The sequence below is a fragment of the Parafannyhessea sp. LCP19S3_B1 genome (assembly GCF_052121955.1).
Taxonomy (GTDB): Bacteria; Actinomycetota; Coriobacteriia; order Coriobacteriales; family Atopobiaceae; genus Parafannyhessea.
The window spans coordinates 82,733-94,572 of record NZ_JBQKDH010000008.1 but is presented as its reverse complement, the minus strand read 5'-3'; the positions used below and the strand labels follow the sequence as shown (position 1 = coordinate 94,572).

Sequence of the window (11,840 nt, the reverse complement as noted above, 5' to 3'; positions counted from 1 at the left end):
TTAGGCGTACGAAAATATTTCATGTAACAAAACCGAACAGAACGGGCACTCGGATTTGCCAACAGAGGACTAACGCATAAAAGGCGGGCGAGAAGGACATGGCCTTGTCCTTCTCGCCCGCTTGGCGTGTAGGTGAAGCGCGGCTGGTGGGGGAGCCGTGCGACGCGCTAGGCGTTCGCCGCGAGCACCTCCTCGACTGCGTCGCGCGATGGCATGGCGGGGATGGCGCCCCTTTCCCGCACGCAGAGGGAGGCGACGGCGTTGCCGAAGCGCGCAAACGAGGCCGCGTCGTCCAGCGTGAGCGCGCGGACGTCCTTGCCGGAGTCGAGCAGCGCGCACAGGAAGCCGCCCCAGAACGAGTCGCCGGCGCCGGTGGTGTCCGTCGCATTCACGCGGAAGCTCGGCACCGTGCGCGCGCCCTCTGGCGTGACGACCATGGCGCCGTCCGCGTCGAGCGTTACCACGACGACCTTTGGTCCCTGCGCAAGGATCTTGCGCGCCGCCTCGTTCGGGTCGGACTCGTCCGTGAGGAGGGTGGTTTCCTCCGCGGAGATCTTTACCAGGTCCATCATGCCCACGACGGAGCGCATCTGCTGCGCGGCGACCTCGGCGGACGGCCAGAGCGAGGCGCGGTAGTTGGGGTCGTACGAGAGGATCGCCCCGGCGTCGCGCGCGATCCGCAGGGCCTCGAGCGTCGCAGAGCGGGCGGGCTCGTCTGTGAGCGAGAGCGAGCCCACGTGCAGCACGCGCGTGTTCTGCAGCACGTCGCGATTGAGCTCGTCCGGGCGCAGCTGGGTGTCCGCGCCGGGCTTCCGCGCGAACGAGAACGTGCGCTCGCCGGTGGGGTCGAGCGCCACGAACGCGAGCGTGGTGAAGTAGTCCGGGTCGCTCACGAGGCCGGAGCAGTCGACGTCGTTCTCCTCGAGCGTCTGCCGCAGGAAGGCGCCGTGCATGTCGCACCCGACCTTGCCCACGAACGCCGTGGAGTGGCCGAGCCTCTGCAGTGCCACCAGGACGTTTGCGGGGGCGCCGCCGGGATTGCGCTCGAACACCTTCTGCCCGGCGGGTGATGTCCCGGCATCCGTAAAGTCGATCAGCAGCTCGCCCAACGCGGTTACGTCGTACATGCCCAGGTCCTTTCTGTCTGCGCCGACCGGTCGCAACGTCGCGACTGACCGTAAGGATATGCCATGCCGCGCGCCCGTGGCGGGACGCGCGCCATGGACTTGGATGAGCGGTTACTTGGAGAGCTTCACCAGGGAGGCGCCGGCAACGACCTTGCCGGAGATTCCCTCGATCGACTTGAAGTCGTCGGAGTTGGTGACGATGACCATGGTGGTCGCGGCCTTGCCGGCCGCCTTGATCTGGTCGAGGTCGGCCTCCATCAGGAGCTGTCCCGCCTTCACGTGGTCGCCAGCGCTGACGTGTGCCGTGAACGGCGCACCCTTCAGCTCGACCGTGTCGATGCCAATGTGGAGAAGGACCTCGCACCCGGCGTCAGACATCATGCCGAGCGCATGGCCGGTGTTGGCCACGAGCGTGACCTCGCCGTCGCACGGCGCGTAGATGGCGCCGTCGGTGGGCTCGACGGCAGCGCCCTTGCCCATGGACTCGCTGGCGAAGACGGGGTCGCTCACCTGCGAGAGGGGAAGCGCGGTGCCGGTCATGGGCGAGACGAGCGTGGCAGCGTCTGCCGCGGAGGCGTCGACCTGCGGGGCGACCATGGCCTTGGGCTCGCTGTCCTTCGGGGCGTCGGACTTCTTGGCGGCCTTCGCCTTGTCCTCGTCCTTGTAGATGGTGCTGGTGATGCCGAACGCGACGCCGAAGGCGACGGCGAACATGATGGCGTACTGGACGGGCTGGGCGATGCAGAGCAGGATGCCGAAGATGCCGGTGACGCCGGTGCCGGAGGCGGCGAGGTTGAAGACGTAGCAGCACAGGGCGCCGCACGCGGAGCCGATCATGCCTGCGACGAACGGCTTGATTTTAGGCAGGTTCACGCCGAAGATCGCGGGCTCGGTGATGCCGAGCAGGCAGGAGATGCCGGAGGGAACCGCGAGGGACTTCGTCTTCTCGGACTTGGTGCGAAGCGCCACGGCGAGGCAGGCGCCGCCCTGGGCGATGTTTGCCGCGGACGCGATGGGCAGCCAGTAGGTCACGCCGTACTTCGCGAGCATGGAGACGTCGATGGCGGTGTACATCTGGTGCAGGCCGGTGACGACGGACGGGCTGTAGATGAGGCCGATGATGATGTAGCCGATGCCCAGGGGCACCTTGAGGAGGAACATGAGCAGGCCGAGGATGGAGTTCTCGAGCCAGACGAAGATCGGGCCGATGAAGAGGATCGTGATGTAGGCTGCGAGGGAGACGGAGACGAGCGGCGTCACGAAGAGGTCGAACATCTCGGGCACGGCCTTGTGGAGGCGTTTCTCGAAGAAGCAGAGTATCCATACGCCGACGAGGATGGGGATGACGTGGCCCTGGTAGCCGACCCAGTCGATGCTGTAGAGGCCGGGGATGACGTCGAGCGTGATCATGGTGTGCTTGGCAATGGCGTCGCTCGCGCTATACGCATTGATGAAGTCGCTGCTGATGAGCAGAGCGCCGAACGATGCGCCGAGGTAGGGGTTGCCGCCGAAGACCGTCGCGGCGCTGAAGCCGAGCAGGATCTGCAGGTTCGCGAGGGCGCAGGCGTTGATGAGCTTCGCGATGCGCCACCAGACGGTGTTCTGGTCGAGCATGAAGAAGCCGGCGCCGCCGTCCGCGACGGGGGTGCCCATGTAGCTGAGGGCGCCCATGATGCCCATGAGCATGCCGGACGCGACGATGGCGGGGATGATGGGAACGAAGACGTCGGAGAGGACCTTGATGGCGCGCTGGAAGGCGTTGCCCTGCTTGGCCGCCTCCTCCTTCGCCTCGGCCTTGCTGACGGCGGTGATGCCGCCCTGGCGTATGAACTCGTCGTACACCTTGTCGACGGTGCCGGTGCCGTAGATGATCTGCAGCTGGCCGGCGGCCTCGAAGTTGCCCTTCGCGCCGAGGGCGTCCTCGAGCTTGTCCTTGTCGATCTTGCCGTTGTCTGCGATCACGAGGCGCAGGCGGGTGGCGCAGTGCGCCGCGGAGACGACGTTGTCAGCCCCTCCCACGGCCTCGAGCGCCTGGCGCGCGGCTTCCTTGTAGTCCAGTGCCATGGTTCCCTCCCAAGTTTGCCTGGTACCCATCGTCGATTCCACGTGCCCCGGGAGCGACCCCGGCTCCCGAAAGGTGGCATGGCATGTGAAATCGTTCTCACACACTCACTATGAAACGACTTGGCGAGTCGAAAGCCCCCTGAATCAGGGTTCGGGGCGGACGAACGGTATGAAAACATCGGCGTACGGCACTGTTTTCGTGGCGAGCCTGTGAAGGCGAGGATTTGCGCGCCCTTCTCGCCCGGCGCGACGGGACGGCGGCCGCGCCGAGGGATATGGGATAGATTTCATAGCGTTTTTCATGCACGGGGCGTGTGGGGCCTCGCGGGGGGCGGCGTGCGGCGGGGGCGGGGCGGGCGCTAGCGCGTGGAGTTGCGCATCATGATGCCGTAGGACATGCGAATCTCTCGAGGGACGACGTCCTTGCTGGTCATGGCCTCGACCAAGAGCTTGGCGGCCTCGCGGCCGGACGTCTGGTAGTGGTGGTGGATCGAGGTGAGGGTGGGGGTGACGACGCGCGTGAGCTCGCTGTCGCCGACGCCGGTGACCTGTACGTCCTCTGGCACGCGGCGGCCGTACTCGCGCGCGCACGTGAGCGCGCCGAACGCGATGACGTCCGTGGCGCACACGAACGTGTCGAGCTCCGGGTGGCGGGACATGATGGCCTCCGCGCACTCGTAGCCGCCGTCGAGGGAGAACGGGCTCGTGCCCATGGCGTCCTCCGGCACGTCGAGCCCGAGCTCCGAGCAGGCGTCCAGGAAGCCGCGACGACGCTCCTGGCCTGCGGAGACGTCTTCCTGCGTCACGCCGATGTACGCGGGGTGCGCGCTGTTTTGCAGCACCTTGCGGCACAGCTGGAACATGGAGCGGTAGTCGTCGTTGAAGACGGAGGAGTAGCCCTGCATGTCCTGGCCGAGGATGACGACGGGCACGCGCAGCGCGTCGAGCGCGCGACGGTGCTCCTGGTCGAGCACGGTCGCGATGAGGATGATGCCGTCCACCTGGTTGCCCTCCGCGAAGAGCTGCAGGTACGAGACCTCGGTCTCCTTGTTGTTGTTTGTGTTGGCGAGCAGCGTCTGGTAGTGGGCGTCGTTGAACTCGAGCGTCATGCCGGAGAGCATGCGCGAGACCGCGTGCGAGTTGACCTTGGGGAGTATGACGCCGACGATGTTTGTCTTGCCGGTGCGCAGCGTCTGGGCCTGCTGCGACGGGACGTAGCCGGTCTCCTTTATGACGCGGGCGATGACCTTGCGCTTCTCGGCGGAGACGTAGCCGTCGTTGAGGTAGCGCGACACCGTGGCGCGCGAGACGCCTGCGAGCTTGGCTATGGAGTTGATGTCCACGGGCCCTCCTTCCGCGCCGGGGGACGTGCCGTGACGGGGGCGTGGCGCCCTTGGCCGCGGCGATTCTCGCCCACAATGTGAGACCGATACCAGTATCATGTGACATCAAGGTGGCTCCTGTCAAAGTCGATTGCGAGGAGGAACACACATGTCCAACGCTCTTGAGCGCGACCTCGACGCGCTGCGAATTGGCGCGGAGGGGGCGGCGAGGCATGGCCGCTACGCGCAGGGGTTCCACCTGATGCCGCCCGTGGGCTGGCTGAACGACCCGAACGGGCTGTGCCAGGTGGACGGGACGTTCCACGCGTTCTTTCAGTATGCGCCGTTCAACGTGGACGGCGGGGTGAAGATGTGGGGGCACTCCACGTCCGACGACCTGCTGACGTGGGACTACCATGGCGTGACGCTCTATCCCGACCAGCCGTCGGACTGCTCGGGCGTGTACTCCGGGAGCGCCCTGGTGCGCGAGGCGGGCGGCCGAAGGCGGATGGAGCTGTTCTATACCGGCAACGTGAAGCTCGAGGACGCGGACGGCTACGACTACGTGCGCACGGGCCGCGAGGCTAACACCGTGTGGGTGACGACGGAGGACGGCGACGCGCACGGTCCGAAGCGCGTGGTGATGAGGAACGCGGACTATCCCGCGGACGACACCTGCCACGTGCGCGACCCGAAGGTGTGGGAGGGCGACGGCCGCTACCTGATGGTGCAGGGCGCCCGCCGCGACGACGACTGGGGCGAGGTGCTGGTGTTTGGCTCCGACGACCTGGCGCGCTGGGAGCTTTTGAACCGCGTGACCACGCCGACGCGCTTTGGCTACATGTGGGAGTGCCCGGACTACTTCGAGCTGTCCGACGGAAAGGGGGGCTCTGCCAAGGTGCTGAGCGTTTCTCCCCAGGGGCTCGAGGGCGGCGACTGGGACCGCAGGAACGTGTACCAGTCCGGCTACTTCATGCTGGAGGGCGACATCGCGGGCTCGTGCGAGCTGGGCGACTTTGCCCTGTGGGACGCCGGCTTCGACTTCTATGCGCCGCAGACGTTTGCCGCGGAGGACGGCCGGCGCATCCTGATTGGCTGGATGGGGATTCCGGACGAGCCGACGTACGGCAACGACCCGACGGTCGCGGCCGGCTGGCAGCACTGCTTCACGATTCCGCGTGAGGTGACGCTTGCGGGCGGGCGCGTGCGGCAGGCCCCGGTGCGCGAGCTGGACGCGCGTCGCGCGGACGCGGCGCGATCTGTGGGCGGAGCACTGGACGTGGAGGGCCGCACGGCGTTTGACCTGGTGCTGGACGCGAGCGCCTGCACGGCGGGCGTGCGCGTGACCCTGGCGGACGAGCTGGCGCTGACGTGGCGCGACGGCCGTCTGAGCATGGCGTTTGGGCGCACGGCGCGCTCCGACGCGGGCTGCGGGCGCACGGAGCGCTGGGAGCCGCTGCCGGAGCTGCGCAACCTTCGCGTGGTGGGCGACGCGTCCTCCGTGGAGGTGTTCGCGAACGACGGCGAGCTGTGCATGTCGACGCGCTACTATCCCCGCCGCTACCACGTGCAGGTGGACGCGCCCGGCGCGGATGCGACGCTTTGGGGTCTTGAGGCCTAGGCCCTCAAGCGGCCCGCGGGGTCGCGGCGGCGGGGCTGGTGCCATGAAGGACGGGCGAGAAGGGCGTGGGTGCGCTCTTCTCGCCCGTTGGCGTGCGTGGGGAGTACGTGGCCGAATGGGTGGCCGCGTGGGCTACTTGCTGCGCTCGTCCCCGCGGCTTGGGTTGGGGTCGAGGTTTGCGTCCGCGCCGGCGTGCGTGCCGTGGAACAGCTCGAAGAAGTCGTGCACGGCGTCGCGGCTGGTATCCGACGTGCGGAAGTGGAACTCTGGGTTCTTGGTCTTGAGCTGGCGGTACTCTGCCATCATGTCGCCGAAGATGTGCGCGTTCGAGGGCGGCGTGTACACGATGGAGTTTGCGCCGGCCTGGATGGTCTCTTGTATGGACTCGTCCGTACGGCCGCCCGTGGCGATGATGGGCACGGTGGGGAAGTCCTTGCGGATGTTGCGCACGACCTCGGCCGTCTTGGAGCCGGCGGCGACGTTGAGGATGGTGACGCCCGCGTCGAGGCGCGCCTGCACGTCTTCGTCGCCGGTGGCGATGGTCGCGATGATGGGGATGTCGATGACGCGGCGGATGAGGCGGATGTTGGAGTTGCTCATGGGTGAGTTCACGACCACGGCGAACGCGCCCTGCGCCTCTGCGTCCTGCGCGATTACGACGGAGCGCATGCCGCGCGTGGTGCCGCCGCCGACGCCGACGAAGACGGGGCTGACTGCGGCGCTGATGACGGCCTGCGAGATGGCCTGCTGCGGCGTGAACGGGTAGACGGCGAGCACGGCGTCCGCGTTGCAGTTGCGGATGATGGCGACGTCCGTGGAGAAGACGATGGACTTGATGCGGCGCCCCATGATGACCATGCCCTTGGCCTGGTAGATCACCTCTGGGACCTGAATGGAGTGCGCTCGCAGCGTGCCGGTGATGCGTGGGACGTGGTCTTCGTCCTGGGTTGTGGTGACCATGCGTTTACCTTCCCTTCAGGTGTAGGGGCGTCGCCGCCTGTGTGGCGGCGGTCCCGCCGACGTGACTATGGGGGTTAGGATATCCGTTTTTACGGGGTGTCAAACATTCATTTTTGACGAACGACGTTTGGCCACGTTTGCCCCCGCGGGGTTCTGGGTAGACGTTCTGCAGGAAACGAACCGCCGTCCGCGGGGAGCGTGGGCGGCACGAACGAATGATGGGAGGCCCCCCATGGCCAGCTTTGACGACCTGAAGCTCTACGTCCTGCCCGGATGCCCCTTCTGCGCGAAGGTGGACGCGTTCTTGGACGAGCACGACATTGAGATCGAGCACCTGGACGTGACCCAGGGCACGAACGGCGACGACCTTGTGCGCATTGGCGGCAAGAGGCAGTGCCCGTGCCTGCTGATTGACGGCAAGCCGATGTACGAGAGCGGCGACATCATCGACTACCTGGCCGATCGCATTGGCGCGGACGCGCCGACGCACGAGGGCGGCGGCGCATGCCACTTTGTTCCCGGCGGCGGCCACGTGTGCGACTAGCGCGGGTTTGCGGCCGGTGCGGCACCGGTGACATCGACTGGTTTGGCGGGCGGGCTCCGTTGGGGGTCCGCCCGCCTTGCTGTGCCGCTCGCCGTTTGGGGGAGAAGGGCGGCCCTTCTCGGCAGGGGAGGAAGGAATCTGGAAGATGACGCGGTTGGTCCGTGGTTGCGCTCGGCTATTGCGGCGGAGAGGGTTGCTCTTGGGAGCGAGAGGGCCCGGATCGCGCGAGTTCGCGCGCAGAGATGTGGAAGTCGGCGTTCGGTCCGGGGTGACGCTCGCGGAAAGCGTGCGGGGCGCGTGCGGTCCGGGGGATACCATGCCGACATGTCGATTGTGGTCGTGGGACATATCTCGAGCATCGAGGCGCGTGACCTTGGCCTTCTGAGTGCCGCGGGCGTGAAGCCGCCGGCGGGGATGAAAGGTGACGCGATGGATGCGGTCGGACTTCGAGTCGAGGCCTTGCGCGTGACGCCACCTGCGAGCATGATGCCCGACGTCGCCGCGTTGTTGGCGAGGACGGGGCTACCCGCGCCCGTGCACATGCTTGTTCCCGCCAGGGCGGATGCGTTTGCCTCGCGCTGCGCCATACCCCACGGTTGGTCGTTCTGCCAGCCACGGGACGACTTGGCAGAGATCGACGTCGCATGCCCTGCCAGCGTGTTTGCATGTCCTCCCGAAATGGCTTTGATGCAGATGGTCAGGGGCCTTGGCGAGGCAAGGACGGCACTGCTTGTTGACCAGGTGCTGGGGACGTACAGGACCTGCAGGCGGGAGTCGGTTGGCTCGTACGGCCAGCTTGATGGTGTGTCTCTGGATGAGTGTACCGACGATTGCGGGACTACCACGGCATACGGGCTTGCGCCGCTGACGACGATAAATAGATTGTCAAACTATTTGGATGCGATGGCGGGCGCTCCCGGGGCAAGGGCGGTCAGAAGGGCGCTTCCGCTGGTGGTCGAGGGCCTGGCATCTCCGCTCGAGGCTCAGACGTATGCCTTGGCGTTCTGCTCTCGTCACACGGGCAGCCTTGGTCTGCCAAAGCCACTCGTGAACCACCGGATCGAGGTCCCCGTTGAGGCGAGTGGCTGCTTTGGGTCTGCGACCATTCGGCCGGACTTCTGGTGGCCCGAGCAGCGCGTGGCGCTTGAGGTTCTGGGCGTTCGCTGGCATGGCGGTGCGAAGGGAATCACCCAGACCTCTCTGAGGGAAAAGGGGTACTACGCCATGGGGGCTTCCTGCATCACGATTACTGAAAGGGAGATACGGATGCTCTCGAGCTTCGAGTCCGCGATGGCGGTGCTGGCGAAGCTCCTGGGAGTGAGGCTTCGGCAGCCCACCAGGGCGTTCGCGAAGGCGAGGGGCCGACTGCGCACCGAGGTGCTGGACGTTCGGCCCGCGTAGCATACGAGTTGGGTGCCGGAGTGAGAGCGCCGACCGAGCGAGCTTGCCTGGTGCGCTTGCCTGGTGCGTGGAAATCCTAGGTATCGGCAAGACCGGAGATCGCACTACCTGACAGATTACGCTCCTGTCAGATAGCGGTGACTTTGGACGTATCACTTTCTGACAGATTGCGTTTCTGTCAGGTAGTGGTGGCGTACGAGGCACGAAACGCGGGAAAGGGGTCTCTTGGAGTCCCACTTTCTGACAGGTCGCCCTCCTGTCAGAAAGTGGGGCTCACTATCCGACAGATCGCACTCCTGTCAGAAAGTGGGGCTCACTATCCGACAGATCGAACTCCTGTCAGAAAGTGGGGCTCACTATCCGACAGATCGAACTCCTGTCAGAAAGTGGGCGGTTCGCGTAGTGCGAAGTGCCCCTTTTCATGCAAATACGCCCCACAACCTGACAGTTTGTGCTTGTGTCAGATTGTGGGGCGCTACGTTTGCTCCGCCATCCGCCTCGCGCTACTCCAGCGTGGCAGCCGCCTCTTCCAGCAGGCTTACGATGGGCAGGTGCTGCGGGCACGCCTGCTCGCACTGGCCGCACTGGATGCACTCGGACGCCAGCGTGTCGCCTGCGCGGCGCACGTAGTCCTTGCGCGAGCGCTCCAGGTTGCCAAAGAGCTTGTACTCGTTCATGGTACGGAAGATGTCCGGAATGTGCATGTGCACGGGACAACCGCCCGTGCAGTAGTGGCACGAGGTGCATGCGATGCGGTCGATGGCGTCGAACGCGCGACGGACCTCGTCCACCGTTGCCGACTCCTCCTTCGAAAGCGGCCTGAAGTCGCGCATGAAGCTCAGGTTGTCCGCCATCTGCTCCGGGGTCGACATGCCGCTCAGCACCATCATCACGTTCGGGAGCGACGCCACGAAGCGGATGGCCCACTGCGCGGGCGAGGCCGTCGCGTCCGCGGACCGAAAGATCTCTGCGACCGCGGGCGGAAGCGCGGCCAGCGTGCCGCCCTTCACGGGCTCCATCACCACCACGGGGACGTCGTGCGCCACCGCGACCTCGTAGTTTGCGCGAGACTGCACCACGGGGTCCTCCCAGTCGGCGTAGTTCAGCTGCAGCTGCACAAACTCCACCTCGGGGTGCTCCGTCAGCAGGCGGTCCAGCAGCTCCGGCCCGTCGTGGAACGAGAATCCCATGTGCCGCACCAGCCCGCGCGCCTTCAGGTCGCGCACGTACTCCCAGATGCCATACGAGTCGTACAGTCCCACGTTGTCGCTAGACAGCGCGTGCAGCAGGTAGAAGTCAAAGTAGCCGGCGCCGGTGCGCTCCAGGCTCTGCTCGAACTCCGCCTTCGCCGCGGCCTCGTCCTTCGCGGCCCACTCGCCGGCGTTCAGCTTCGTCGCAAGGTAGTACGAGTCGCGCGGATGGCGCTCCACCAGAGCCTGTCGAACGGCGTCCTCCGACCCCTCGTACACAAAGGCGGTGTCCACGTACCTGCCGCCCGCCGCAAGGAACTCGTCCACCATCTGCGCGGTCGTCCCCACGTCGATGGTACCGTCCTCGCGCTTCGGCAGGCGCATCATGCCAAATCCCAGCTTGATGCAGTCAGGTGCAAGGGTCCTCATGGCAGCCTCCAGCTCGCTCGTCGCGGTCGCATCACCCACCCATTGTGCACCAATGGGCGTGTCGCGCGCGCTTTGCATCGTCGCGCCGCGCCATACTTTCCGCCGTCGGCGCCGGGCGAGAAGAGCCGCCCCCTTCGCAGACGCCCGGCCTATGCTCGCGGCGTGAAGTACGGCAGCGACTCCACCTTCCGGTCGCCGGCCGGCCTCGCGCGCATGGCAAGGCCGCGCTCGTTTGCCGGCTCGCACATGAAGTCCGGCATGCGGCCCTCCGCGCTCGCGCGGGCGATGTCCCAGATCGCGTCCGCCACGGCGTCGTCCGCGCTCGCCCCAATGTGCCAGCGCGCCGCGCTCGCCACCTCGGGCACGGCGTTCGCGACGGCGACGGAGTTCGGATAGAACCCCAGAAGCTCCAGGTCGTTCTCCGCGTCGCCAAACGCGGCCACCTCGTCCACGCCAATGCCAAGGTGCCGACGCAGCAGCTCAGCGCCCTTCGCCTTAGACCATCCCTCCGGCGCAACGTCGAACATGGGCACCTGCGGCCCGGGCGACATCAGCCTGATGCCGGGGCACAGCGCCTCCAGCCGCGCGCGAACCTCGCCCATCCGCTCAAGGCCGCCCATGACGTGGATGTTCGACTTCACCAGAGGCCCGTCCGGCAGGTGGTCCATCACCACCACGTCGTCGCTGTCCGCGCGAAACGCGTGCCCGGCCGCGTCGGGGTCGTCGCTCACGATCACGCGCACGGGCTCCATGGTCTCGGCGCGCGTGATTACGTTCAGCATGAAGTCGCGGTCGCCCACCAGCTCCTGCGCCAGGCGCTCCATGCCCTCGCGGCACAGCTCGACCTGGCCAATGAGCTGCCCGTCCGCAAGCACGAGCTGGCCGTTGCTCATCACGGCGGACCGCGTGCACTCGCGCGCGAAGCCAAACGCCGCGCACGCGCCCTGGCGGATCCTCCCCGTCGTGGCGGCAAACGTGACACCGGCGGCCTCCGCGCGCCTGATGGCGGCGATGGCGTTGTCGGTCGCGCGCGCGAGTCCAAAGTGAATCAGCGTCTCGTCCAGGTCGGTCAGGATGAGCTTAATCAAATGTCTTCCCATCTGCGATGCCGTGCCACGGGGCCGGCGGCGTGCGTTCCCAGGGCAACCATTATGCACGACGCTTGTGGTCTCCCCGTGTATG

At 66.5% G+C, this 11,840-nt stretch carries 9 protein-coding genes; 3 read left to right on the top strand and 6 right to left on the bottom strand.

From position 1 onward, the window contains the following. Positions 1–167: 167 nt before the first annotated feature. The 3 genes from ACTQWE_RS05745 to ACTQWE_RS05735 form a co-directional block, all read right to left on the bottom strand. Positions 168–1,127: a PfkB family carbohydrate kinase gene (locus tag ACTQWE_RS05745; protein WP_441856451.1), complete on the bottom strand. Its 960-nt coding sequence runs from the start codon at positions 1,125–1,127 to the stop codon at positions 168–170. Positions 1,128–1,238: 111 nt separating this feature from the next. Further along, positions 1,239–3,191, bottom strand: a complete 1,953-nt coding sequence (locus ACTQWE_RS05740; protein ID WP_441856449.1) for a glucose PTS transporter subunit IIA — start codon at positions 3,189–3,191, stop codon at positions 1,239–1,241. 359 nt (positions 3,192–3,550) lie between these two features. Beyond that, a complete protein-coding gene (locus tag ACTQWE_RS05735; RefSeq protein WP_441856448.1) occupies positions 3,551–4,534 on the bottom strand; it encodes a LacI family DNA-binding transcriptional regulator in 984 nt (327 codons plus the stop codon). 148 nt (positions 4,535–4,682) lie between these two features. On the opposite strand from ACTQWE_RS05735, the gene ACTQWE_RS05730 reads away from it, so the two are divergent. Then, complete coding sequence (locus ACTQWE_RS05730; protein WP_441856446.1) at positions 4,683–6,134, top strand: glycoside hydrolase family 32 protein; 1,452 nt, start codon at positions 4,683–4,685, stop codon at positions 6,132–6,134. 132 nt (positions 6,135–6,266) lie between these two features. Here the strand turns inward: ACTQWE_RS05730 and ACTQWE_RS05725 are convergent, their stop codons facing one another. Further along, positions 6,267–7,094 (bottom strand): hypothetical protein, encoded by an 828-nt coding sequence (locus tag ACTQWE_RS05725; RefSeq protein WP_206109792.1) that lies wholly within the window; start codon positions 7,092–7,094, stop codon positions 6,267–6,269. A 232-nt stretch (positions 7,095–7,326) separates the two neighbouring features. Here ACTQWE_RS05725 and ACTQWE_RS05720 point away from each other — a divergent pair, with 232 nt between their 5' ends. Together ACTQWE_RS05720 and ACTQWE_RS05715 are read left to right on the top strand one after the other, a co-directional pair. Then, positions 7,327–7,638 (top strand): glutaredoxin family protein, encoded by a 312-nt coding sequence (locus ACTQWE_RS05720; RefSeq protein ID WP_170103746.1) that lies wholly within the window; start codon positions 7,327–7,329, stop codon positions 7,636–7,638. 687 nt (positions 7,639–8,325) lie between these two features. Beyond that, the gene (locus ACTQWE_RS05715) at positions 8,326–9,039 is read left to right on the top strand and encodes a hypothetical protein (RefSeq protein ID WP_441856443.1); all 714 of its coding nucleotides are present in this window, start codon (positions 8,326–8,328) and stop codon (positions 9,037–9,039) included. 503 nt (positions 9,040–9,542) lie between these two features. Here the strand turns inward: ACTQWE_RS05715 and ACTQWE_RS05710 are convergent. Next, positions 9,543–10,658 (bottom strand): aldo/keto reductase, encoded by a 1,116-nt coding sequence (locus tag ACTQWE_RS05710; RefSeq protein WP_441856441.1) that lies wholly within the window; start codon positions 10,656–10,658, stop codon positions 9,543–9,545. Between the two features lie 149 nt (positions 10,659–10,807). Further along, positions 10,808–11,746, bottom strand: a complete 939-nt coding sequence (locus ACTQWE_RS05705; protein ID WP_441856439.1) for an HAD hydrolase family protein — start codon at positions 11,744–11,746, stop codon at positions 10,808–10,810. Positions 11,747–11,840 lie beyond the last annotated feature (94 nt).

What these genes read in the sequence shown, in the direction of transcription:
- ACTQWE_RS05745 (WP_441856451.1), bottom strand. Translation starts at nt 1,127, where the DNA reads ATGTACGACGTAACCGCGTTGGGCGAGCTGCTGATCGACTTTACGGAT.
- ACTQWE_RS05740 (WP_441856449.1), bottom strand. Translation starts at nt 3,191, where the DNA reads ATGGCACTGGACTACAAGGAAGCCGCGCGCCAGGCGCTCGAGGCCGTG.
- ACTQWE_RS05730 (WP_441856446.1), top strand. Translation starts at nt 4,683, where the DNA reads ATGTCCAACGCTCTTGAGCGCGACCTCGACGCGCTGCGAATTGGCGCG.
- ACTQWE_RS05725 (WP_206109792.1), bottom strand. Translation starts at nt 7,094, where the DNA reads ATGGTCACCACAACCCAGGACGAAGACCACGTCCCACGCATCACCGGC.
- ACTQWE_RS05720 (WP_170103746.1), top strand. Translation starts at nt 7,327, where the DNA reads ATGGCCAGCTTTGACGACCTGAAGCTCTACGTCCTGCCCGGATGCCCC.
- ACTQWE_RS05715 (WP_441856443.1), top strand. Translation starts at nt 8,326, where the DNA reads ATGCAGATGGTCAGGGGCCTTGGCGAGGCAAGGACGGCACTGCTTGTT.
- ACTQWE_RS05710 (WP_441856441.1), bottom strand. Translation starts at nt 10,658, where the DNA reads ATGAGGACCCTTGCACCTGACTGCATCAAGCTGGGATTTGGCATGATG.